Source organism: Myroides marinus (assembly GCF_900109075.1).
Classification (GTDB): Bacteria; Bacteroidota; Bacteroidia; order Flavobacteriales; family Flavobacteriaceae; genus Flavobacterium; species Flavobacterium marinum_A.
In genome coordinates this window covers 64,770-87,917 of the sequence record NZ_FNYS01000005.1, presented here as the reverse complement: position 1 = coordinate 87,917, position 23,148 = coordinate 64,770, and the positions used below count along the sequence as shown (strand labels likewise).

21 protein-coding genes are annotated in these 23,148 nt (G+C 30.9%); 5 read left to right on the top strand and 16 right to left on the bottom strand.

From position 1 onward, the window contains the following. Nucleotides 1-18: 18 nt before the first annotated feature. The 4 genes from BMX53_RS07325 to BMX53_RS07310 are packed head-to-tail and all read right to left on the bottom strand — an operon-like array spanning nt 19 to nt 3,233. Complete coding sequence (locus tag BMX53_RS07325; RefSeq protein ID WP_074745424.1) at nt 19-921, bottom strand: hypothetical protein; 903 nt, start codon at nt 919-921, stop codon at nt 19-21. Beyond that, entirely contained in the window at nt 921-1,841 is a 921-nt protein-coding gene (locus BMX53_RS07320; RefSeq protein WP_063259227.1) for a DUF6175 family protein, read from the bottom strand. Before BMX53_RS07320 ends, BMX53_RS07325 begins: the two co-directional genes overlap by 1 nt. Continuing rightward, a complete protein-coding gene (locus BMX53_RS07315; RefSeq protein WP_074745422.1) occupies nt 1,841-2,317 on the bottom strand; it encodes a hypothetical protein in 477 nt (158 codons plus the stop codon). The genes BMX53_RS07320 and BMX53_RS07315 overlap by 1 nt, the downstream gene beginning before the upstream one ends. A gap of 16 nt (nt 2,318-2,333) precedes the next feature. Then, nucleotides 2,334-3,233 carry a CsgG/HfaB family protein gene (locus BMX53_RS07310; protein WP_074745420.1) on the bottom strand — a complete coding sequence of 300 codons (900 nt, stop codon included), beginning with the start codon at nt 3,231-3,233 and terminating at the stop codon, nt 2,334-2,336. A 394-nt stretch (nt 3,234-3,627) separates the two neighbouring features. On the opposite strand from BMX53_RS07310, the gene BMX53_RS19180 reads away from it, so the two are divergent. Both BMX53_RS19180 and BMX53_RS07300 read left to right on the top strand, forming a co-directional pair. Beyond that, entirely contained in the window at nt 3,628-4,830 is a 1,203-nt protein-coding gene (locus BMX53_RS19180; protein WP_208597251.1) for a LuxR C-terminal-related transcriptional regulator, read from the top strand. Between the two features lie 2 nt (nt 4,831-4,832). After that, a complete protein-coding gene (locus tag BMX53_RS07300; RefSeq protein WP_074745416.1) occupies nt 4,833-6,026 on the top strand; it encodes a LuxR C-terminal-related transcriptional regulator in 1,194 nt (397 codons plus the stop codon). Nucleotides 6,027-6,111: 85 nt separating this feature from the next. On the opposite strand, the gene BMX53_RS07295 is transcribed toward BMX53_RS07300, so the two are convergent. After that, a complete protein-coding gene (locus BMX53_RS07295; protein ID WP_063176910.1) occupies nt 6,112-6,837 on the bottom strand; it encodes an SDR family oxidoreductase in 726 nt (241 codons plus the stop codon). Nucleotides 6,838-6,970: 133 nt separating this feature from the next. Continuing rightward, on the bottom strand, nt 6,971-8,836 hold the full coding sequence (gene mrdA / locus BMX53_RS07290; protein WP_063176909.1) for a penicillin-binding protein 2: 1,866 nt from the start codon (nt 8,834-8,836) through the stop codon (nt 6,971-6,973). A 345-nt stretch (nt 8,837-9,181) separates the two neighbouring features. On the opposite strand from mrdA, the gene BMX53_RS07285 reads away from it, so the two are divergent. After that, complete coding sequence (locus tag BMX53_RS07285; RefSeq protein ID WP_167357241.1) at nt 9,182-10,708, top strand: rhomboid family intramembrane serine protease; 1,527 nt, start codon at nt 9,182-9,184, stop codon at nt 10,706-10,708. 689 nt (nt 10,709-11,397) lie between these two features. Here BMX53_RS07285 and BMX53_RS18965 read toward each other — a convergent pair. Next, the gene (locus BMX53_RS18965) at nt 11,398-11,595 is read right to left on the bottom strand and encodes a hypothetical protein (RefSeq protein WP_074745410.1); all 198 of its coding nucleotides are present in this window, start codon (nt 11,593-11,595) and stop codon (nt 11,398-11,400) included. 73 nt (nt 11,596-11,668) lie between these two features. Then, nucleotides 11,669-12,460, bottom strand: coding sequence for a DUF3667 domain-containing protein (locus BMX53_RS07270; protein WP_074745408.1), 792 nt, complete (start codon nt 12,458-12,460; stop codon nt 11,669-11,671). A 239-nt stretch (nt 12,461-12,699) separates the two neighbouring features. Between BMX53_RS07270 and BMX53_RS07265 the strand changes: the two genes are divergently transcribed. After that, a complete protein-coding gene (locus BMX53_RS07265; RefSeq protein WP_083394392.1) occupies nt 12,700-13,356 on the top strand; it encodes a hypothetical protein in 657 nt (218 codons plus the stop codon). A 40-nt stretch (nt 13,357-13,396) separates the two neighbouring features. Here BMX53_RS07265 and BMX53_RS07260 read toward each other — a convergent pair whose 3' ends face one another. Together BMX53_RS07260 and BMX53_RS07255 are read right to left on the bottom strand one after the other, a co-directional pair. Next, the gene (locus BMX53_RS07260; RefSeq protein WP_074745406.1) at nt 13,397-14,215 is read right to left on the bottom strand and encodes a GLPGLI family protein; all 819 of its coding nucleotides are present in this window, start codon (nt 14,213-14,215) and stop codon (nt 13,397-13,399) included. Nucleotides 14,216-14,327: 112 nt separating this feature from the next. After that, nucleotides 14,328-15,062 (bottom strand): hypothetical protein, encoded by a 735-nt coding sequence (locus tag BMX53_RS07255; RefSeq protein ID WP_074745404.1) that lies wholly within the window; start codon nt 15,060-15,062, stop codon nt 14,328-14,330. Nucleotides 15,063-16,010: 948 nt separating this feature from the next. Between BMX53_RS07255 and BMX53_RS07250 the strand changes: the two genes are divergently transcribed. Next, complete coding sequence (locus BMX53_RS07250) at nt 16,011-16,361, top strand: hypothetical protein (protein ID WP_143061408.1); 351 nt, start codon at nt 16,011-16,013, stop codon at nt 16,359-16,361. A 373-nt stretch (nt 16,362-16,734) separates the two neighbouring features. On the opposite strand, the gene BMX53_RS07245 is transcribed toward BMX53_RS07250, so the two are convergent. The 6 genes from BMX53_RS07245 to BMX53_RS07220 all read right to left on the bottom strand — a co-directional run bounded on the left by BMX53_RS07245 (nt 16,735) and on the right by BMX53_RS07220 (nt 23,145). Next, complete coding sequence (locus BMX53_RS07245) at nt 16,735-18,945, bottom strand: S8 family peptidase (protein WP_074745399.1); 2,211 nt, start codon at nt 18,943-18,945, stop codon at nt 16,735-16,737. Nucleotides 18,946-19,166: 221 nt separating this feature from the next. After that, the gene (locus BMX53_RS07240; protein ID WP_074745397.1) at nt 19,167-19,511 is read right to left on the bottom strand and encodes a hypothetical protein; all 345 of its coding nucleotides are present in this window, start codon (nt 19,509-19,511) and stop codon (nt 19,167-19,169) included. A 420-nt stretch (nt 19,512-19,931) separates the two neighbouring features. Then, a complete protein-coding gene (locus tag BMX53_RS07235; RefSeq protein ID WP_074745395.1) occupies nt 19,932-20,717 on the bottom strand; it encodes a toxin-antitoxin system YwqK family antitoxin in 786 nt (261 codons plus the stop codon). A gap of 22 nt (nt 20,718-20,739) precedes the next feature. Beyond that, nucleotides 20,740-20,973, bottom strand: a complete 234-nt coding sequence (locus BMX53_RS07230; RefSeq protein WP_074745393.1) for a hypothetical protein — start codon at nt 20,971-20,973, stop codon at nt 20,740-20,742. Nucleotides 20,974-21,628: 655 nt separating this feature from the next. After that, complete coding sequence (locus tag BMX53_RS07225; protein WP_074745391.1) at nt 21,629-22,594, bottom strand: DUF5712 family protein; 966 nt, start codon at nt 22,592-22,594, stop codon at nt 21,629-21,631. A 2-nt stretch (nt 22,595-22,596) separates the two neighbouring features. Further along, entirely contained in the window at nt 22,597-23,145 is a 549-nt protein-coding gene (locus BMX53_RS07220; RefSeq protein WP_074745389.1) for a BfmA/BtgA family mobilization protein, read from the bottom strand. Between the last annotated feature and the right edge of the window lie 3 nt (nt 23,146-23,148).

Below are 23,148 nucleotides of genomic sequence, written 5' to 3'. Positions count from 1 at the left end.
AGTAAACAAATCAATTCATTAGTCGTTTATTGTTAAGTCAATAGAATTAGCTTCTCTAGCTATTATTTCTATTTTTTGTAAATCAGTTAATTTACTGAACTTAAGCTTTTCCATTTCAAAGTCACGTAAGACAGAAGCATCAATTCGTTCGCTAATTTTATTTACTAAAGATGTAGCTGAGCTATAACAAGTAGTACCTGTATCGATAAATTGTAAGTAATATAACGCTTTAGTATAATTTCTCTGAGCTTCCTCACTAAGTGCTTTTTGAACTAATATTCTACAACTTTCTTCTTTGGAGTCAGCATATATCTTAGTTATTAGTTTTTCAGATTCTTGAAAACAAGTTGTTGGTTCAGGAACATAGCGTAGAAAGTCAAATGCTTTGAGGTATTCTTTACGCTCAATATTTACCTTTACTGTGTTTAAAACATTACTACAATTTGATTCATAAAATTCAAGTATCTTTTGGTTGCTCTGTTCAAAAAAAGTAGCAAGTTTTTGTTCATTATTAACTCTATCCAAGGCTTTATCGATTGCAATAGATCTGTTTTCTGCTGTTATAATGTAAGATTGCTTAAATCTTTTAAAAGTAAAGTTATCATTCTTACCTTGAGTGACTAATCCTATCTCTATTTTTATAACTTTTACTATTTGTACTTCACCAGCAACTTGTTCACTAATAATTTTAATTGATGGGATAAGTACATAAGGACTCTGATTTGAAAATAGATTACCACCAGTGTAGTTCTCTTTTAAAATATTAGTTAGATATTCATATTGAGATATGCTAGCTACTTGATTCTCTATCGGTATATCTATTACATAATTTGCTTTATATGTTTTTTTCTGTCCAAAAATAATAGTAGACCACAGACATAAAAGGGTAATTAGTAAAGCACTTATTTTATAGTTCATCATTATTGTTTAATAGTTACATACATCTTTTGGCCATGTATATTTCTTGAAGCTTGCACTCCTTTAGATCTAAGATATCTTATAACTTCAGTAGCGAAACGGTTTAGATTATATGGTTTATTTGTTTCTTGATCATAAAGAGGAATTCTTACTTCATCAAAGAGCATTTTATTATCTAAGATACCTGTTAGATTAGCTCTTCCCTTATAAGCATTTGTAGATATCCAATCTTCTATTAATTCATTAAGATACTCACCAGAATCTAGAGCACTATCAAAGTCAATAGTTGCGTTTTCATCTAAGTTAAACTCTACTATTGTAGCTCTACCTATTTCACGAATTTCATCTGTTTTGACCATTAAGGTATTTAAGAATTCTTCTTGAATACGATCAAATGCTTTCGAAATTAGTTTTTCATAGTCATTACTTACAAATTTACTTGTACCAGTCTTATTTGAAAAACTTGCCCCTGTATGAGTCTCAAATGCAGTTAAGTTTAATACAGTATTTGTACCTGTTTCATCAGTTGTTAATTGAACATCTACCTGTACATAAAAGTCCGCTCCAGATGTGGTTAAAAGGTCAGATTTAAAATTAGATTGTCTATCTACTGTGAATGCAGCATTAGCTTGTGCAGCTCTTAAATTGGCAACAAAGTCAACCGTTGACCAACCACGTTGGTCAAAGGCTTCTTTTACTTTAGAAACAGCTGTTCTAATGTAAGGGTTCTCGTCTAATACAGTTCGAATATCTTCGTTTTGTTTATTATAAGGAATAACCATTATCTTAGCAGCAGCTCTAACTGATTCGTCACTCCTTGTACCAGCAATACTTGGAGCTTGTGCTAATGTAGAGCTACTGATAATAAATATCATTAGTAGAACTACTAGCTGGGTTATATAATGAGTTTGAAATATTCTCATTAGAAACCAATTTTATTAATTATATTATTTTTTTCTAACTCTTGCCTTAGCATATTGTAGTTTAAAGTAAAGACTGATACAGCACTAACACAATTACTTTTTTCTACACAGTCATAAAACTCATCTTTAGAATTAGTTACAAAGTGTTCGTAACCCCCATTCCAGAATTTATCAAAGAATGCTTTATGTTTATTCTCTACACTGATACCTTCACGTATAATTGGATTTTTAAAGTCAGTACCAACAAATCCGAAATATAGTAGTTGTTGTATTGCTTTTTTATGAGCCATTCTTACGGCATCTTCTTTTGATTTTTGCTTTTTACCATCTACTTCATCTCCATAACCTTTTAGAGTTACAGAGCCTTGAGTAGCATGATTAATTACTTGAGAATCTGAATAAGGGCTGTACATTTTTTTTGCACAACTACCTAATAATAATGAGAATAGTACTACTGTTAAATAAATTTTTTTCATGATTTTAAATTTTGAATTATCTAGTTATTACTTTAAAAGAGGCGTTACTTTCATGAAGTTTTTTAAATGATTTTTCTGAGTTTAAAATGACTGCATCAGCGAAATAAGCGTCATCTACTTTAGTGATACATGCCGTAGCAACCTTTTGACGTCTTTGTACAGTTTTATCTCCTATTGTTACTTCTGTTATATTCATTATATCTAATAATTGGCCAGGTATTATACCTATATTTGATCCTGCAGCAATAGTTAGAATATTTTTGTTTTTAGCGTCCCAATTGGCAATATCAATAGTTAGTGGGAAGTGTTTTGATGTGAATACCTTGACATTGTCACTAAGACGTTCTAGTGCAAGTATGAAAGCATCTTCTTTGTGTTTTTGTTCTTTTTGCAATCTATTTTGACGATTAGTCATTTCACTAATTTCTTTTTTAGAAGCATATTTTGATCTCGCATCTAGAGCTATCTTGTCAGGTTTAATAAAGTCGCTGTTTACACTTGCAGTCGCTAGAATCTCTCCAGTAGAGACACTTAATACTTTTATTTGTACCTGTAACATGCTTTCCCACTCTTTTTTAGTATTTGTATGGCGCAGGCCTAGAATACTTGGAGAGATAAGATAACTAGCACCTTTACTAATACCATCTGTTATAACATCGTTACTATCCATAAATGCTTCAGATCGTTGTAGTTTTTTTTCTTTCTCTATTTCAGATAGTTTTTCTCTATCTACAACTGTGAATTTTTTGGTCTCAACAAATGAGTTAAGTATTGATTCTTGTATAATAACAGCATCTGATCCAGAGATGGTGTTAGAGTCATAAGTGATAGGAATAAAGGCTACACTAATTTTGCTTTGTCCTAGTGTGTATAGACTAGAAAGCATCAAAAACAAGAAGACTGTTTTTGTTTTCATATTGATTTGTTTTAATAATGATTTACTGTTCGCAAAACTCGTTAACAGCTGTAGCAAAACAAATTTTTAGGTAGGTAGTTAAGGGGGTAGTTCTTTGTTAGGCCTATTTTAGAAGCTGGCTACCCGCGGGTAGTTTGTTTGTTTTGTTGTTGATTTTCAGTATTTTATTAGGTTTTCTTTGGGTTTTGTAGTTGAACTATTTAAAATCTTGTTTAGTGGTTTAATTACGAATTGCGGATATAAATAATTTATTTATTCTCTTTTTGACCTGTATTTAGTTTTAGTTGTAGGTTAAATAGTCAATGAATGTGATTTTTTGTTGATTGATTATTGTTTTTTTAATTTGCAATTGGATATTTTTGCCCGAATTAATTTTATGGTCATGCCGACTAAAGTGTTTTTTAGAGTAATTGTTTTTCTTCTTCTTTTTCTATCTGTAGGAAAAGGTTTTTCTCAATCTTATAATTTTGAAGAAATATCTCAGAAGGTTACTTCTTTTAATAATGTAGGCAAGTATGATGACACTATTATATTATTAGAAGAAATTATTAGCAGTAAACAAGCTACTGCCTACGATAAGTATCAAGCTTATTTTTTTAAATACATTACTTATAAGAGGTTGTTTAGCTATGATAAAGCGGAACTTAACTTAAACTTAGCACTTAAAGAAGGACTTAAAAGTGATGTTTATAGAGAAGTAATTATTTCAAAAGTTAAGTTAGAGAAGCTCTTTATAGCTTTTGATCAATTAAAGTTTACTGAAGTTAATACTATATTAGAAGAGATTAAATCAGAAGATTTAAAGCATATATCTCCTAATACTCATGCTTTTTATTTAGCTGTGTTAGCAGTTGTTGAATCAAAGGAAGAGAACTTTGAAAAAGCAATAGAATATTTGGATAATGCTATTGAAATACTCGAAAAAGAAAAGCCTGTAGATCTTCCGTTAATGTATAGGAAGAAAATAGATATATATAGACAAATGAATCAGTATGATAAAGCGTTGAAAAGTTTTGATCAAGGGCTTTATTATGCAAAGAAGTATAATATGGATATCTATATTCTGAATATGTATTATGACTTGGCTTACTTTTATAATCAAATAAAAGATTATGAAAATGCTGTGATAACACAAGAGATATGTAATTTATTATCTAAGGAATATGATGAGAGAACCACGATTGGTCGCCTAAATGTATTAGAGACAAAGTTACATAATCAGCGTATTGATCAAGAGAAAAAGGAGCATTTAGTGTCTGTAGTTGTGATGATTGTTATTTGTATAATAGTTATTATAATTTTCTTCTTACTCTATAGATATATTCTAAAATCCAAAGAGAGAAAAGAGTGTCTAAGATTAGAAAATGAGCAGTTAAGGAATAATATTATGTCTTTTATATCTGAGCCTAATATTCAACAATATAGCAGTGAACTGTTACAATTAACTGAGCGTCAATTAGAGATTGTTGAATTAGTCAAGCAAGGAAAAACAAATAAGGAGATAGGTGAGAAGTTATATATTTCTGAGAATACGGTTAAATACCATTTAAAAAACATTTATAAAGTATTAAACGTCAATAGTAGAGAGGATCTATAATTATGAAAAACATTATCTGGTTTATGATGTTCTTTTTTGTTAGTATAACTGTTTTTAGTCAGACTATTGATTACAAGGAGTTAGCTAAGGAAATAGAACAAAACAATTTAGCGTTGGACTATAAAAGCTCTATTGTTAGGTTGCATAGGATTATCTCTGATAAGAATAGTGAAAATATAGATAAGAGCAATGCTTATTATTTGAGATATCAACTATTTAAGAGGTTAGCTATTTATAGTGAAGCATTAGATAATCTAGAGGAAGCTTTTCTGTTTGGTTTAAAAAGTACGGAGAAAGATAAAATTACAAGAAAGTATGGACTTGAAAAAGCAGTTACTTACTGTGAAAAACTTGAGTATAAACAAGCTATCTACGAATTAAATTTATTAAAGATTGACCAAACTCAATTAGAGGCAAGTGATTTAGGTTTATATCTATTTTTAAAAGGAATAGAAGCTTTAGAAGGTAAGCAAGTTTATCAAGAGGCTGTGAGTCGTTTCTTGGAATCTATAGATATACTTAAAAAAGATTATCCACAGTATTTACCAGTAGTTTATAAAGAGTTATTAAGAGCTTATGCTTTTTTAGGTAAACACAATCAAGTTCTAGATAGTTATCAAAATGGAGTGACTTATGCAGAGCAGTTCCAATGGAATAGTGAACTAATACAATTGCATCGTTTTATGGCAATTTATTATAAGCAAATAGGAGAGGTAAGAAAAAGTTTAGAAACAAGCCAATTAGTATTAGTGTTAGCTACTAGGTTTGATACTGTTAATTTAAGTAGTTCTTTAAATACTTTAGAAAAGCAATTACTAGAAGAAGATGCTTCATTAAAAAGGAAAAGATATATCGAGAAAGTCTTACAAGTATTTTTAGGGTTTGTTCTTATTGTTACAGGGATTTATTTTGTTAAGTATAGAAGGAATATTGTCAAACAGAAAAGTATCACAAAGGAGAATGAGAGGCTTAGACAAGACTACGAATCTCTTATTAGTAAAGAAGAAGTGACAAGAGTAGAAAAGGAGAATTTATTAACTGATCGACAAAAAGAAATAGTTATTTTAGTAAGACAAGGAAAGACAAATAAAGAAATAGCTAATGATTTGTTTGTATCAGAAAATACAGTCAAATATCACCTAAAGATTATATATGAGGTTTTAAATATTAAGAGTAGAACAGATTTATTAAAGTAACAGAATACTCTTTTGTATTAGAGCCAGTTGCTAGATAACAAAACAGCTTGTAATCTAATTATGATGACAAGCGGTTTTTATTATGTTAAGCATCTTGCTTAGTATCCGAGATAATTAGTTCTCTTAAAAGAACGCTCTGAGGCAAGTCATAAGCGAACTTAATAGTACGAGCCACATCAATAGCCTGAATGCGGTTAGCACCAGAGTTCTTCATCCACTCTTTGTACCCATCTTTGATATCATCACTAGTCGTATGACTAAGTAGTTCAGTTGCTACAGCACCTGGCTCTACAGAGATTACACGTACATTAGAAGGACTCAACTCTAGACGAGCAGTTTGTGTAAGCCCTCTCACAGCATATTTACTAGCACAGTAAGCAGCGTGATTGTGAAAAGGAAGTACTCCTGCGATAGAAGACACGTTAATGATAGTACCACCTTGTCTTTCCTTCATGTCCGTCATTACTGCCTGCATCCCATTCATCACACCTAGTACATTGATATCTAGCATTTGTTTCCACTCGCTAGGATCTTGTGTAGCGATATCACCTAATAGCATTACTCCAGCATTGTTGATTAGTAAGTCTGTCTTGCCATATACAGCCTCAGCTTCTCTGATAGCTCCTTCAAAGGCAGCCTTGTCAGATACATCCACACTCTTACACATTGTGTTAGGAAGGTTTAATGCTTCCATTTTTTCTAGTCTTCTCGCTAATAATAGCAGTGGGTGTCCACTTTTAGAAAACTCTATTGCTAATTCCATTCCAAATCCAGAGCTAGCTCCTGTAATCACAACTAATTTTTTGTCCATTTTACCTTTGATTAAGTTTAGTACACAACAAATCACGGTCAATAAACCAGTATTTACTGTGCTTATATTATTTCTCTTTCTAACTGCAAGATACTGACATAAATACTCTTAATCACAATTATTTATGGTGTTTTTAAGTAGTTTTTGGTATGTCTTTTTTATGATGTAATTGTAGTACTTTATCATATTCTTTTTGAAGACTTCCTTCTAACATTCTTTTCTCTAGATCTTTTCTGACAATTTCAGGTAACAAGTATTTTTGTAACATCAAACTAGTAATAGGAGCAGCCCAAGTAGCTCCCCAAGAACCATTCTCTATAAATACAGCGATTGCTATTTTTGGATTGTCTTTTGGTGCAAATGCAACGAAAACGGAGTGATCTGTCAATTGGTATCTCTTGCCATTTATTCTAGTGAAATTCTCTACTGTTCCTGTTTTTCCACATATTTCTAAGCCAGGTACTTTTACAGATCTTCCTGAACCAAAATTAAAGACATCATTCATAGCGTTGATAACAGGTTCAAAATGACGTGAGTCAATTGATGTTACATGCTTAGTTGTGAATTTTTTATCAATGTTATGGTGCTCTATATTTTTGATGATATGAGGTGTATAATAATATCCTTTGTTTGCTATAGCAGTTACGAAGTTCGCTAATTGCATAGGTGTCATAATAACCTCTCCTTGTCCTATAGCATTTGAAATAGTCGTTGTACTTTTCCATCCTCCATTAGGATACCATCTGTTGTAATAATCTGAGTCAGGAATATGACCTTTTCTTCCTTCTGGTAGATCATAACCTAGAAATTCTCCTAAACCAAAACTGTGAAGGTGCTGACTCCATTTATTAATTCCTTCTGTTGGTGTTTTATACTTCTCTATAATGCGTTTATAAGTATTAGCAAAGTAAGTGTTACACGACTTAGCTATTGCCGAATTTAAGTTCCAAGTACCTACATCGTGACATCCCATCCAAGCTCCTTTACCGTAATAAAAACCTCTATTACACGTAAATGTAGTATGTGTATCTATAACACCTTCTTGTAGACCAATTAGTCCAGTAAGTAATTTAAAAGGAGAACCAGGAGAGTATTCTCCAGACAGTACTCGATTATAAAGTGGTTTAGCTAGAGAATCTCTATATAACTCAGTATAATTCTTAGAGCGCTCACGACCTACTAATAAATTTGGATCATAACTAGGGGCATTGACTAATGCTAATATTTCACCTGTTTTAGGTTCTATCGCAACGATTCCTCCTCGTTTATTCTTCATTAGTAATTCTCCATACTCTTGTAGCTCTGTATCTATGGTTAACGTAATATCTTCACCTTTTTGTGCTATTGTATCATAGATTCCCTCTTTAAACGAGCCTATCTCTCTGTTAAATCGGTCTCTCTGTATATATTTAACTCCTTTAGTACCCCTCAGTATCTCTTCATATTCTTGTTCTATTCCCTGTATACCTATTAAATCTCCAGAACGATAGTAGGGATTAGCTTTGATGTTTTGCTCATTTACTTGACGTATATACCCATATAGATTGGCTCCTGAAGAAACTTGGTAGTCTCTTAAAGATCTTTTCTGAATGTAGAAACCGTTAAAGTGGTGTATCTGCTCTTGGAACGCGGCATACTCTGTTTTGTTTAATTCTGATAAGAATACAGAAGGTAGGCGAGGGCTATATACTTTTGCTTTTTCAAGCTTAGTTATAAATTGTTCTTTAGTTACATCAAGTAGATTACACAGCGCTAACGTATCTATATTTTTAACTTCTCTAGGGATGACCATGATGTCATAAGAAGGTTGATTAGCGATCAGTAACTTATTATTCCTATCATATACATAACCTCGCTCAGGATACTCATATACTATTTTAAGTGCATTGTTTTCTGATTTCTTTATATAAGTATCATCTACTATTTGGAGATAGAAGAGTCTAGATAAGATAACGATTGTTATTGTGGTGATAACAATAGGTAATAGGAATTTTCTCATTTTGAAAAAAATGGTTTTAAGTCTTAGGTTAATGTTATGGTTGTATAAAAAAAAGTCCCTATAAGGAGGGACTAAATGGTGTGATAACAAAATTAAAAGGATATGAATAACAGCCTAAAACTTTAAACTTTTTTTAACCTTTATCCTGTTGATAGTTAATGTGATAATATGACTTTAGCCTTTTTATGTCGCTAGATTTAAGGGCTTTAATTAAAACTTGCTCAGCTCAAATGTTTCCAAATTAAAGAGATGTGTATCCAAAATGAGGGTAATAAAAAAGGGATACAATTTTTCAGAGATATTAAGGTTATTATTGTAAAACCTAATTTAACTTACTCAATACCAATGAAAGTACTATTAGAGAAAATGCGATTGATATTTCTACCTTTTGTAGGTATAGTATTCTTCTTTTTATTGGGGTATACTCTTTTAAATTGGGTGGTAACTATTCAGTTAAGAGTGGATATAAAGGAAGATATTACATCTTTTTGGATACCTATGGGCTTGGCAGCAGTACTTGTATATTGGCTCTTATATCCACGAATTAAGTTATTGCAATTTAAGAACGAAAATTATCATTTTCTATATGCTATGTTAGCTATAATAACGATGTGGGGAACGACAATAATGACACAGAATTACTTACTTACCTCTACAGGAAAGTTAACTCATCTAGAAGATGTGACACAGTTAGTTAATCAAAAGCAAACTAAGTACTACACACTAGGTCAATATTATATAGACAAGAATAATATAGCGAAAGAAGAAATATTATCTATATCAGGTAGGCACAATGATAACTTCAATATGAATATTTACGTTGCTATGCCTATTCATAAAAGATTTAGTACTAAGTTAGAATCAAATCACAAGTATTGGCTTGCAAAGAACTATTCAAAGACGATTGATAATAAAAGTTCTCAAAGTGAAAAAGAGTATCAGTATAGGAGGTTTTTAAAGAGAGTGGAAATTGATTTTTCTAATGAAACCTTTAATGACTTTACGTTTTTAGAAGTATTAGGAAATACGGGTAAACGTAGAGATTTTCAAACTGCATTACAGAATAAAGGTCAGAGTATAGAAGGAGGTGTATTATTCTTTGAAGCACATACAGAGGCTTTTGAAAATAGAAATAAAGTAACTCTGAAGTGGATACTACTTGCTTTAGGAGGAGGAATTTTATTATTTTTTATATTATTACTCAAACCTAAATTTCATAAAACTAGACTTCAAAATTTTAAGACTAATAAAACGAAGAGAAATAACGAGTTGTTATATCTGTTTGTTCCACAAAAGGGCTTCTTTGTCACCCCAATTATTCTTAACCTGAATATTATCCTGTTCATTTATATGCTGTTTGCTTATGGTGAAGCTGTTTCTATAAGAAGCCAAGATTTACTCGATATAGGAGCTAATTATCGCCCACTAGTATTAGAAGGGCAGTGGTGGAGGTTACTGACTAACATCTTCTTACACGGAGGGCTAATGCATCTCTTTGTTAATATGGCAGGGCTATTATTCATAAGTATCTTTCTAGAGAAGTACTTAGGAAGTATTAGATATGCAGCAGTCTATTTAATTTCTGGTGTATTTGCTAGTTTGTGTAATATATGGTGGTATAAAGCTACAATAAGTGTTGGGGCTTCAGGAGCTATCTTTGGGTTATATGGTTTCTTGCTAGTTTCTTTATTAAGAAAGAATGTACCACGTGATATGGATAAAAGGTTCTTAATCATTGTCTGTGCATTTATAGGAGTTAACCTATTGATGGGATTATCAGAGGGAATAGATAATGCAGCACATATAGGTGGGCTTATTAGCGGTCTAATATTAGGATTATTTATGTCTAAGTATGTTAGAGATGAGGAGTAATGACTGTTTTGTTGTGATTGTAAGTTAACTATGTTTTTATAGAAGGTTCTTATAAAACGATTTAGGTATATATTTAGATAAAGGTATACAAGTAGTATTAAATGCTTGAAAGTAATGTTCTACAGATCTTGTATTATTATCCTTTATAGTAAGCATTGGGTATAATGGATTAAGATAAAAAGTAATTACTTTTTGTCTGAGAATCTCAAATTCAATTATATATTTTTCACTCTTAGATTCAAGAATCTTATCGAAATCTATAAGGAGGTGGCATATATGTATAAGAGCTTCTCTTTCTAAAACATAGTATTTGAACAATGCTGTTTGTAACCAAATTGTTTTAAATTTTCTTTGTGAAGTATATGAATAATTTGATTCTATCTCATCTTGAGTTATATGGTACTTTTGTTGAAAATATTGAAGAATTAAAAGAGGAGAGATAGATTCTTGTTTATAGTATTGTTGTAAGTCAGGCCAAGTAGTCCATCTTGCTCTATCTAATGAAAGATCTATTTGATGAAAGTACTGATATAAGAATAAAATGTCAGAATATTGTAGTCTAGTGTTATGCATATAACAAATATAAAGAGTTGGTTGTAATAAGTAAAACTATAAAAGTATTACTACAATGGCTATAATTTTCAAACTTTGTTTAATAAAAAAGCAAAGCTATTCGCTTTGCTTGATATTTATTCCTTCAAGTTCTTGTTATATCTGAAGTTTCGGATGATACATACGATATTAAATAGTAAGGCTATCGAATATAACGTTGCTAGAGCAGGCTTCTCGAACTTAGAAGTACTAGGATCAAAAAGGCGGTATAAAGCAGAGCCGATAACTAAGGCACAGACAATAAAAATAAATGATGTTTTTTTGTTTTTTTGCATAAGTAAGGTGAGGTTAGTTATTAAGGTATTATCGGTATTCTGTATTAACCCAATACCTATAAGGGGTATAGGATTAGGGTTTAATATTTTGAAGTAATTCAGGGCCAAATAACATTGCAACAAAGAACCCTAAGGCTATTAGTAGAATAATTAGTGCTATGTATAGTACAATGCCAAGGGCTATGAATAGTAATAAGCGTAGTATTATACTCTTTAAAGAATGTTCTTTATAGAACTGTTTAAAGAACCATGTAAGTATAATAGGTGTTGTAGCTAAGGATATCATAAAGATATTGATAACAGTAGTAGGACTATCCTTATAGTAATAAGCGATAGGAGAGAAGACCACAATGTTAAATATCGTGATAAAAGACAATATATAAGAATTCATGACTATATGCTCATAGTAGTTTTGTCCCCATCGGTTAAAACAAATTTTAGTAAGTAACGCAAAGAATGGGATAAGTAATAGCATCAAAAAGGAGTTATAACTTACCGAAAACGCCACCAACTCATTTGCGAGTTTGTTGTTTACTTCTTGTTGTGAATAGATTAAGCGCATAGCCTTTTCTAACTCTATAAATTGAAAAGAGATAATAGCTGATATTCCACTTAGTACGAAGGCTAATAAGATCGGTTTATAGTGTTTTAGTCTGTTGCCATCTAGGAACTCTCTAGCTGTTTTACCCGGATTCATCGCTACCTTAAGTACAGAGTACATAAAGCCTTTATTAGCATAGATGAGTACTTCATACAGCTCTTCTAATAGATACTGTTTATCTATACGAGAATAGCGTTTTTGTCCACAATTTGCACAATAGTTCTCGGTTACTAATTGACTGCAATTCGCACAGTTGTCACTCATATTACAACATAAGATTAGTTATAGAATAGCGTTTTTATATTTATCACTACTTAGTGAGTAATAATGCGAATGTATAAAAAATAAGTAAAGTTTATTAGATTTTTTTTAGTTAGGTTAAGGATGAGGTGACGAATGTTAAATCGTGTATTAGAGGTTCTTGTACCTCTTAGATGAGGTTGTCTAGTGCATATTGAGTTTAGTCTATTATCTTTAAGGTTTTAAATCAATATAAAAGGATAATGAAGTTAACTTGTGTTATAGAGCTATTACCTTTTGCGTATGCTACCCAAGAGTATAAATCACCTTTAGGTAATGCTATAGATTCACCTAAGGAATGGAATACCTATTGGCATAATAGTATATCAGATAGCGGATTAGGCAATCTAAAAGCAAGTAGAGAAGGATCTTTCTTTGTAGATATAGAGGAGCTAACTACAGAGAACTTAGTCGTTATTCTTCAGAAGGAGTTAGAAGATATAGAATTAGATGAATATGAAGACCAGATTGTAAAGATGTCAGGAGGTCTTGTTATCAGTGAAGGAGAGGTGTGTTATCTAGAACCTATGTGCTGTGGAGATCTAGACAGTCTAAATGAATGGGAAACAATAGCGTCTAGTGAAGACAATATATGGCAACAACTGTGGATAGGTCATCCGTGGGTGTATTATAGACGAGAGAGTGGACGAGTGATGTTCTCTGATTATATAGAACATACTGGAGAAGCTCCTGTAGACCTAGTATCTAAGTTTACAATCTCAGAAGCAGAACTTGTTAGTCAGCTTGAATCCATCAAGATTACAGTGTCTGTGTTCTATGAGAAGATAGAGAAAGTACTTCATTCGTTGGCTATTCCCAATGCATCAGAGATTGCTAAGTTGTTAGTAAGGATAAAGTAAAAGGCATTAAATCATTAGATTTAACGCCTTGTGTATTAGATTAGAAATCTCTTTCTATAGGATTAGCTGTTAAGATAAGCTTTTTCATCATATCAGCAGGGTATTGATCTCTGTGTTCTGCATTTTTTGGGTTGATATCTAATAGCAAGTCATAAGGACTCTTATTATAATGTGTTCTCAATGCTTTTTTTGCTTGTTCTTTAGAGACTGTTGTGTATTTGCTTTGGTACGTTTGGTTGTCCCATGTACTGCTTACTTTTTGAGTACTTGCAAATTCGAATATGTATTGCATCTCATCATCCCAAGCCTTTACCACAAAACCGGGTAAGTTATTGAACTTATATGGACCACTAAGTACAGGAATATCAGTAGTAAATAAGACATTCCACATACGACCATCAATAAAGGCATTCGCTTGCTGTACTTTATATCCTTCCCATGAAGTTACTTCTTGATCAATAGCCCATTGTACACTATTCTTTGCTTCTGTATAAGCATAGCGATACCTAGCTACTTCATTATACATAGTATTATCTGTTGCTGTACTAAAAATAGACCAAGTAAAACCGACCTTGAACACCATTAATTGCGTCATTTTATCTCTAGCAGATAAGGTCTTATCTTGTTGTAATTTTACCTCTATCTCAGTCCTTTTTACCGCATTTAGATCCATAAATCTAGACTCTGTATTGTAGATATCTAGAGTAGCTACTCCTTCAGTCATTTTGTTAGGAGTCAACTTGTCTTTTAGGATCTTTGTGTTGTATAAGAATCGGTTGATTGTGACTGTATCAGTCGCTTCTTGTGCGTGGGCTGTACTTATGGCTAATACTAGCAGTAAGGCATAAAGTCTTTTCATTGAGTTTTAATTTGAGTGTAATGTGTTTTGGTTATAGTACTAATGTAGTGCTTATATTTTATAAATAAAAAAATCGATAGCAATAACTATCGGTTTATTAAAGAGGAGATATTTATTCCATGCCGTTATTCACATAGATAATACTACTTGGGTGAAACTCGTTATTATTAATGACTACCTTTTTATCTGCTAGTGTAGTGTGGGTATGCCATATCTCAGCGATTATCACTGTAAAACTATCTTTTAACGCTATCTCAGCCTCCCATTCTTGTGTAGGGACGATAGCGTTCTCACTAAATTTTAGGGAGAAAGGTTTGGTATCTAAAGATGTGAATTCTTTGAGATGTGTACTGATAAGCGTAAAATTTAATTGTATTTCAGCAGTGCTTTTAGCCAAATTAAAATAATCATGGGGAGTAAACGATTCTATATTTAGCTTTACTTTGTTATTGTCTATCGTTTGTATTTGTATAGGTAGGGTACAGTATTCTCGATAAGGGCTATTCATATTGAAGTCAAAACCTACTAAACCTTGCATATTTATGTTAAAGAAGGTGCGTTTACCTGCAGAATATTCTGTGTTCTGTTTGAGAAGTTTCCTTGCTGAGGTAGTAAATCGCCTAAAGAAATCTTTGTCGTGATTTTTATAGATAATCTCACAGATAGCTAATCGAATAATCTTACAGTTTTTAGAAGCATAACCAAAATCTGAAGCTGCTTTCTTAGTTTCTTCTGTTTGTTTAGGTTTTTTGCCCTTAGTTTGTACGACGTATTGACCATTAACCAGACGTGCACTAAGTGGGCCTAATGCTCCTCTAAAATGACCTTGTGAATCTACTCTTGCCATAATTGTTGTTGTTTTTTGGATTGTAAAATAGTTTTAAGAATGAATTAGTCTGAGTGCTAAAATGGTGAAAGTATAATACGAGTATAATGCGTCTATTAAAAACCCCTTTTTTAATGGAGGCACAATGGACACACTATGGATTCACCCCAACTAAAAACTTATTTAATCCTTATTTTATAAGCTACTGAGCGTTATGTGATAAAGAATTGAATAGGTTTTATCTCGTTTTGCTAATGGCAAGTTACAGATAGTTTTAATGGTTTTATGACAGACTGAACAACCCTGTTTGAATACTGAACACATTTGTTCATTATTTATACCTAAAAGCGATCTTAAGCAAGTCGTATTGTGGAAAAAATAAATATTACTTCTTTCAAAAAACAAAGGGACAGAAGGCTAAAAAACAGTCTACTCGACCGTATTTAGGACAGGTAGTGGACTAGTATGAGACTAGTAGGTCTACTAAACGTCAGATATTGGATGAGAGAGTGGAGAAATGGTGTTTATTTATGTAAGTAAGTGAGTTTAAGTAGAGGTATAGTTAGGGTATTATATATCAATGCCAGCGAATTGTTATGTTGGACAGTGATTAATGAGTACTTGGTCAATTGTTGGACAAATAGCGTCTCTAGTCTAATAAACACTCGTTATTCTCCACGAGTAGTCCAATAACCCAACGATGGGATAGTAAATAGAGATGAATGGTAAAATAGGAAGGCGGTTTTTAGGATGAAACACAAAAGATCTAGTAAATGTCAGATGTATACTTTTAAACAAAAAAATAAGGGCTTTTTTGATACTGATTTTAAAAGGTTATTTTTGGGATATATAGCATAGTACAAATAAGACTAGTATTAGAGTTAATGTTAATAACGTAGTTTAGATACATATTATTATATGTGTTCTAAGAACAAGAATGAAAATAGATAGAATATTAAACGAGAAATAATGAAACTAAATAAATTATATTATTTGATTGTCCCTTTTTTAATGGCTTCGTGTTCAAGTATAAGTACTCCAATTAAAAATGAAAGTAAATTTTTAAACTTCATCACATTGGGAGTTAGCAAAGAACAGATAATCGAACAATATGGAACCCCTTTAAGTATAGGCGTTTCTGAAAACACTGAGATATTATATTACTCTGAGAAATTGAAAGACTTTATAGTTACTACAGAATTTATATTTGAAAACAAGAAACTGAAAGAAAAAAAAGTAAGTAAAATTGAAAATAGTTATCAATCAGACTTTCGAAAAATTTACAGTTTGTTAGAGGATATAGAGAAAAAAGGAAAGTGATAAAATAATATCTCCATAAGGAGTTAACTGACACAAAGAAAGTCAATACTTCATTGCATTTGGTATTTCGGTTTTTTTATTTCCAGAGTAACATTGAAAGCGAGCTTTCAGTTACTTTTTAGAAATAAAAAAACCGATAACTCTCGTTATCGGTTTTCTTCGCGGAGAAAGAGGGTTAGCCTCTTTTACTCCGTATGCTTTATAAATAGGGATGTTCACTTTTTTAAATTGATGTGAGCACCTTATTACGAAAGTTTTAAACTATGATTGGAATCATTTGATTCAGAATCAAATATACTATTTAATAATTGATTTTGAGGAAAAAGAAAGTTTTTTAATTGATTTCCAAAATGTGTATTTTATCAATCCAGTGTTAGGCGTAGTTTATATTTATTACTTCATTTTCATATGAATTATAATTTAGATTCTCATCATTTTTTATTTCATCATACACATTTATTTTACCTGTTTCGTCAATAACTTCAATAATAATAGCATAATCTTGTTTGAAATTAGAATCATTAATACTTCTTGTATATAGCCTAAGAGCTACTTCCCATTCACCTGCATCAAAGTTTCTAGTAAAAGATTTTTCAAATTGTAAAATAGGGCTCCATTGCTTAGTGTATATATTTGAATTAGATAGACTTATTTCTCTTAGTCCAGAAGTAGTGTTTTTTACAAGTTTTACAGAAAGTCTTGTCTTAGAATATTCACTATCGTTATTTAAATTAACTTCAGGATTATATACAATTGTAATTTTTAGTTTTAATTTACTTTCTGAATTGGAGTCAGAAAATGAATTTGGAATATTAAATTTTACATAATCATAATTTTCCATATCTAATTCACCTTGATAAAGATAAGTTGCTGTGTTATTTGCAAATAAAGCATTTTGTATTAAGGGTTCACCAAATCCTGTAAATTTAAAGTCGAAATCAAAATTCTCAAAAATTTCTCTTCTTTCTGCGAAGTGGATTAATAAAGCCTTAACCAAGTTTGTTTTTGCAAATGGATAGTAATCATAAAGCATTTGTGCATATCTGGAAATTATTGGTGATGAAAAACTTGTACCATTATCATAAGATAAACTCATGCCATCATGATAAAGCCCACATGATGAAATACGATGAAAAGAAGTATACGGAGACATTAGATTTCCGCCATGTGAAACTAATTCTGGTTTCAAGCCACCATCTGTACCAGGGCCAATTTTTGAAAAAGGAGAAATTAAATTTCGTTTAGTCAGTGAACCATTATCGTCATATTTTGCAATTGATCCAACCGTAAGTCCTAATAATGATTCCGCAGGTGAACCAATTCTTGCATTAGGATTTGAAAAGTGGTTATCAGGGTAATCTCCTAAGCTTGAATTTATATTACCCGAAGATATTACGAATAAAACATCAAATTCCTTAGATAAAAAATCAAGAGTTTTTCCTAAATGCGACCGTTCATTATCCTCTAAAGATTTTGGATTGCCAAGTGATAAATTGTAAACTTTTACATCATTATAAAGTGATTCTACTACTTCTGTTATTGCAATGGCTAACTCAAAATCATTCAATCCAGTTATGTTACCAGAGCTATCAATACCAAAAACAGGTACATCTATAACATAGCAATATGGTTTTAAAATTTTAGTTGTTATTTGAAACTCAATATCATCACCGTAAATACATCTACTTGCGACAAATGTACCATGTGTGTATTGAGGTGAAGTTGAACCAGACGGTAAATATGAATTTATACGATTTCGCACATAGTTAGGTATAATATTACCTTGATTTGTAATTCCAGAATCAAAAATACAAATTGCTGAACTTGATAAGACATCTTCAAATGTTATATCGGCCGTGATAGATTCTCCTTTTACAGAATTTGTTATGAAATAATTTTGATTTAATGTAATTTCTTTTATTGAATTAAACTCATTTAAAATAGCACTAATTTCTAAGCCATTTAACTGAGTTTTAATAGTAACTATTCGATTTGCTATATTTGAAAAATTATACTCAAAATTGTGTTGGGCAAATTCATTTCTTATTAGTCTTTCTAAAGAATTAATTTCATCATTCTTAATGCCATCAAAAAAATTGATAAGGATATCGTATCTGTCTTCTGAATTGATATTAATTTCTTTAGAAATTTTTGTTTCATTAGGTATTGCTCTAATACTTTCAATTGCTGAGAAATAAGTTTTGTACTTATTCTCAGGACTAGAAATATACTCTTCTAGTTTTGCTTCGAATTCATGGAACTTTTCATCGTCGATTTTAAAATTAGCAATTGATTTATTATCGTAATTTAATGATACAAGTTCAAAACCTAAATTTTCAATTTTAGGAACATGTAATTTAATATTGATATTGTCAAGCGTTGTTAACTGTAGAAAGAAATTACTTAGAACACTTAAATCTTTCTTTAAAAATTCATTTTCTTTAAATTGTTCTTTATTAGTACGTAAAATAATTCCATGCTCAGAATAACTAAATCGTGGAATTGTTTCTCCAAAGCCTGTTTTATTTATTTCTTTTTTTGATATATTTTCTTTGGGGATTTCTAGATGATATTTCTTTGACATATAGTTTTTATTAAATTACGCCTAACTGCGATTAGCTTGGCGAAGTGCGGACTTTAATTGAGTGAATGTTCAATTCAGACCCAAACGAAATTAAAGCTGTTCCACTATTTGTAAACTTACAAAAAATACGAATATAGACAGCTTTTGGGGATTAGAAAACAATAGTGTTCAATCCAAACAAAAAAACCGCATTTCCAGCAAGCTGATGTTAGCGGAAGTTATTATATCCATTTATATTTTCTAGTCATTTCAAACTTATCAGTTTCGAAATTTCTACTATCATTAATTATAACTTTTTTCAACATCCATCCACAGTCTTTTCCAGCAGATTTTACGGGATCACTAGATCCTGCAATTCGATGTTTCTCATATAATGGCATAAGTGGTGTTTCTTCCCAATAAAAATTATCTCCACCCATAAGTTCTCTTAAAGAAAACCATTCATCTTTTCTATTCTTACACCAACAATAAACTGCACCTTGTAAAAAATCTAAAATTCTTTGTTCTTCTATTGCACTTATTCCACTAACAGACCTTAATGTAGTATCACCTTTAGTTATTGCCATAATTCATTTTTTAGTTAAATATATTGAAGATTTTTTTAAAATTCTATTTCATCAGATTTAGTTAATAATTTTTGCTAACATTGTTTTTTACGAAGCAAAACACGGTGTAGTTTCGCAAAATTACATACATATATATGTATTTAGTTTAATTCTCCACTAATATAATTTGTTTTCAGTAAACTATATACTTAATAAACTATTTTAATCACAGATAGTAAAGCAAAATTAATTTTCCTCTTCAAACATAAAAAACTTTTTGTTAATCCTATTACGGAAATCCGTAAACCACTCAATATTTTAAGTCTATTATTTTAAACTCTAAAAGTTTGTCTTCCTCATTGATTCACCATTAAGTGGATATTCCGATCTAAACTGAACAGGTGATTCCTGTGCAAAATTAATTAAATCAATGCATAATAATTAGAACATGATTTTCCCATCTTTTAAAATAATTTCCAATTTTACTTGTCCATCCTCATAATATTCTTTAAGCAAACCATCTTCTTTTCCATCTCTGAAATTCATTTCCAATTGTAATTGTCCATTCTCATAATAAGCTTTAAATAAATCATCTTTTTCTCCATCCTTATAATTTCCCTCCAATTTTACTTGTCCACTCTCATAATATTCTTTAACCAAACCATCTTTTTTTCCATTTTTAAAGTTTGTTTCAGCTTGAACTTGTCCGCTTTCATAATATTCTTTAACCAAACCATCTCTTTTCCCATCTTTGAAGTTTATTTCCTCATCTACTTGTCCATTCTTATAATAAGATTTAGCTAAACCATCTTCTTTTCCATCTTTGAAGTTTATTTTCCCTTGTACTTGTCCATTCTCATAATAAAATTTGGCCAAACCATCTTCTTTTCCATTCTTATAATTTCCCTCCAATTTTACTTGTCCACTCTCATAATATTCTTTAAGCAAACCATCTTTTTTTCCATCTTTAAAATTGAATTCCCCTTGTACTTGTCCATTCTCATAATATTCTTTACTTAAGCCATGTGTTTTTCCATCTTTAAAAGTCCCTACCACTTTTAATTGTCCATTCCCATAATATGACGTAGCTATTCCACTAAACCCCACTTCACTATTAATTTCATAATAAACTCCATTTCGTTCTTGAATTTTTGAAAAATCAACTTCTTTTTCTTTACAACTGAAAAAAGAAAAACATACTAATAACATTAAAATATACTTTCTCATTATATAATTATTTAATTAAAAATCACTTTGGATAATCAGTCAATTTCTTAACCTTTTCGGGGATTGCAAGACCTACAAGAGCATTTCCATCTGCTTTATCATACCAATCATCAGTACACCATTTGAAAATGCGGTTTGCCATTCCCTCCAGTACAATTCCCCCCTCCAAATCATCTTCATCAAAATCCTCCTCTATTGGCTTAATTCCTCCAAAAGGGAAAAGTGTTTTTTTACCTCTTAGCGCGTTAAAAACCAAATCATAACGCCTTGCATTAGTCTTAGAACTACTTTTTACTTCAGCTTTAAAAGCATACTTAAAAAGCTCTTTAAAAGAAAACTCATCTGCAAATCGAATATTTTATTCTTAATTTTTGAATATAGCCCATTAATATATTAGTTACGATTATTAATAAAATTGCACATAACAGAGTTTTTTACGAAACAATATAAAGTTTAAGTTTGTGAAAACACACCTATATCTTTATTTAATTAATTTGTTACTAATATGATTAGTTTTTCCAATTAAGTATTTAACGTACCAACCTATTATATATAGTAAAATAATTAAACAATACTGTTTTTCTTTTCAAACATAAAGCAATTTTATGAATCCCTACTACGGAAATCCGTAAACGCCTCAATATTTTGAGTCTACAAAATTAATGACTTCTGAGTAGTCTTCTAATTATATGCAATGGCAAGTCGTTTTAAAAGCTTGAATATTATCTCGAGTGCCTCACAACAACTTAACGTGTTGTTACCTTTTCGATAACTTATTTTATTCTGTTTTTTATACGATTAAAACACCTTTTATATTTTATTAAAATTCAAATAGTTACACATCTTACTTTGTGAAAAAACACAGTTTTCAAAGATTAACTTCTTTGTGGAATTTATTTATTTTACACATTTTAATTAATGTTTAAACCTATATTTCTTCTCAATTTCTTCTTTTTAGAAAATTTTATATTCTCATTATACTCGTTATTTTCTGCAGTTAATAAACTTGTAAGTAATCCAGAACCTTTAGAGTCAAATACTTCAATAATGTTTTCTAAATCTAATGAGAAGTCCAATGAAATATTTTCTATAAGCTTAAAGTATTCTTCTTTAGTCGATTCGTTTAGTTTATCTTCAATCTGCTCCAAGATGTTCAATACCTTTTTTTCTTCAACACTTCCTTTATCCATAGTTATTGAATACACAAGTTTCTCTTTAAGTCCTCTTTGATAATCAAACATATCATCAAAAAGTTTTTCGCTATTTTCTTTAAAAGCAAGATTGTCAAACTGACCAAATTTAGCAGAGTGTTCTGTGTTTTTACCTCTTGAATTATTCTTAGGACTTAGCTTTATCTTATTGGTAATATCTTTTCGACTAACTATAATCTGTAAGTGCATTTGTTCACCTTCTTTAATATCACCAATATTCACCTCTCCATTTTTTACTTTTTCATCCGTGATAGAGTAATACCTAAAGTACTCTAGCTTTCCAAACCAAAGAAGATCTTTACTACTTGTAATACTATCTTTTTTAAAATTAAGTGCATAAGCATCCATAACAGCAGTAGCATATTCTTTTAATTTCTGTTGTAATATTTCCTTTCCATACTTTTCTTTTAAAAAGAAAATTTCTTTCTCACTTGGACTTATGTTTACTAAGAAAAACTTATCATCCGTTTTACAAAGTTTAGCTACGTTGTTATCAAGTTTAACTCTTACTTCTTGATGTGACACATCGTATCTGTCATTTGTATACCAAAGTTCTTTCTCTGTGTTATCAGTCTTTAGTTTGTTTTCTTTCTCTAAGTATTCAACAAGTCCTGCAGAACTGCCTTTATTGCTTCCAGTTTCAGAATTAGTAATATTTATAAACATAGCTACATATTATTTAAAGATTGTCTTACATGCTCTATGAGCTGTTCTTTCTTTGCATTAGCTGTTGTCCAACCCATTTCTTCACGTGAATGAATATAATACTCTAGAAGTTCGCTAAACTGCTCTTTGAGTTCATCTTTTTGTCTTTGATGATTTATCAGTACTCTTATTCCACCTATTATACTTTTTGTGTTCTTTAATAGGGCAGTATTTACCTCACTTTCTCTAGTTAAGTGAGTATCAATCTTAGTGAGCTTATCATTACTTTGAGCCATAGCAACTTTTAAAAGTCCTACATCAGTATAGCTTGGCAATAAGAAGTCTTTCTCTTGTTGTTTTATAAAAGAGATTATCCGACTGATTCCAGAGGATAATTCCCTTTTTAAAACTTCATCTCCAAAGTCTGATGGATCTTTTTTACTTCTATAGAAGTAATCAACCATCTGAGTAAATAACTCTTTCTTGCTTCGCTTAAATCCTAAAGCGAGCTTTTCAAGCTTTTCATTAACTGGTTTTGAAAAGCGAATGCTACTTGTGTCTAATTGCTTCATACT

What these genes read in the sequence shown, in the direction of transcription:
- BMX53_RS07325 (WP_074745424.1), bottom strand. Translation starts at nt 921, where the DNA reads ATGATGAACTATAAAATAAGTGCTTTACTAATTACCCTTTTATGTCTG.
- BMX53_RS07320 (WP_063259227.1), bottom strand. Translation starts at nt 1,841, where the DNA reads ATGAGAATATTTCAAACTCATTATATAACCCAGCTAGTAGTTCTACTA.
- BMX53_RS07315 (WP_074745422.1), bottom strand. Translation starts at nt 2,317, where the DNA reads ATGAAAAAAATTTATTTAACAGTAGTACTATTCTCATTATTATTAGGT.
- BMX53_RS07310 (WP_074745420.1), bottom strand. Translation starts at nt 3,233, where the DNA reads ATGAAAACAAAAACAGTCTTCTTGTTTTTGATGCTTTCTAGTCTATAC.
- BMX53_RS07300 (WP_074745416.1), top strand. Translation starts at nt 4,833, where the DNA reads ATGAAAAACATTATCTGGTTTATGATGTTCTTTTTTGTTAGTATAACT.
- BMX53_RS07295 (WP_063176910.1), bottom strand. Translation starts at nt 6,837, where the DNA reads ATGGACAAAAAATTAGTTGTGATTACAGGAGCTAGCTCTGGATTTGGA.
- mrdA (WP_063176909.1), bottom strand. Translation starts at nt 8,836, where the DNA reads ATGAGAAAATTCCTATTACCTATTGTTATCACCACAATAACAATCGTT.
- BMX53_RS07285 (WP_167357241.1), top strand. Translation starts at nt 9,182, where the DNA reads ATGAAAGTACTATTAGAGAAAATGCGATTGATATTTCTACCTTTTGTA.
- BMX53_RS18965 (WP_074745410.1), bottom strand. Translation starts at nt 11,595, where the DNA reads ATGCAAAAAAACAAAAAAACATCATTTATTTTTATTGTCTGTGCCTTA.
- BMX53_RS07270 (WP_074745408.1), bottom strand. Translation starts at nt 12,460, where the DNA reads ATGAGTGACAACTGTGCGAATTGCAGTCAATTAGTAACCGAGAACTAT.
- BMX53_RS07265 (WP_083394392.1), top strand. Translation starts at nt 12,700, where the DNA reads ATGAAGTTAACTTGTGTTATAGAGCTATTACCTTTTGCGTATGCTACC.
- BMX53_RS07260 (WP_074745406.1), bottom strand. Translation starts at nt 14,215, where the DNA reads ATGAAAAGACTTTATGCCTTACTGCTAGTATTAGCCATAAGTACAGCC.
- BMX53_RS07255 (WP_074745404.1), bottom strand. Translation starts at nt 15,062, where the DNA reads ATGGCAAGAGTAGATTCACAAGGTCATTTTAGAGGAGCATTAGGCCCA.
- BMX53_RS07250 (WP_143061408.1), top strand. Translation starts at nt 16,011, where the DNA reads ATGAAACTAAATAAATTATATTATTTGATTGTCCCTTTTTTAATGGCT.
- BMX53_RS07245 (WP_074745399.1), bottom strand. Translation starts at nt 18,945, where the DNA reads ATGTCAAAGAAATATCATCTAGAAATCCCCAAAGAAAATATATCAAAA.
- BMX53_RS07240 (WP_074745397.1), bottom strand. Translation starts at nt 19,511, where the DNA reads ATGGCAATAACTAAAGGTGATACTACATTAAGGTCTGTTAGTGGAATA.
- BMX53_RS07235 (WP_074745395.1), bottom strand. Translation starts at nt 20,717, where the DNA reads ATGAGAAAGTATATTTTAATGTTATTAGTATGTTTTTCTTTTTTCAGT.
- BMX53_RS07225 (WP_074745391.1), bottom strand. Translation starts at nt 22,594, where the DNA reads ATGTTTATAAATATTACTAATTCTGAAACTGGAAGCAATAAAGGCAGT.
- BMX53_RS07220 (WP_074745389.1), bottom strand. Translation starts at nt 23,145, where the DNA reads ATGAAGCAATTAGACACAAGTAGCATTCGCTTTTCAAAACCAGTTAAT.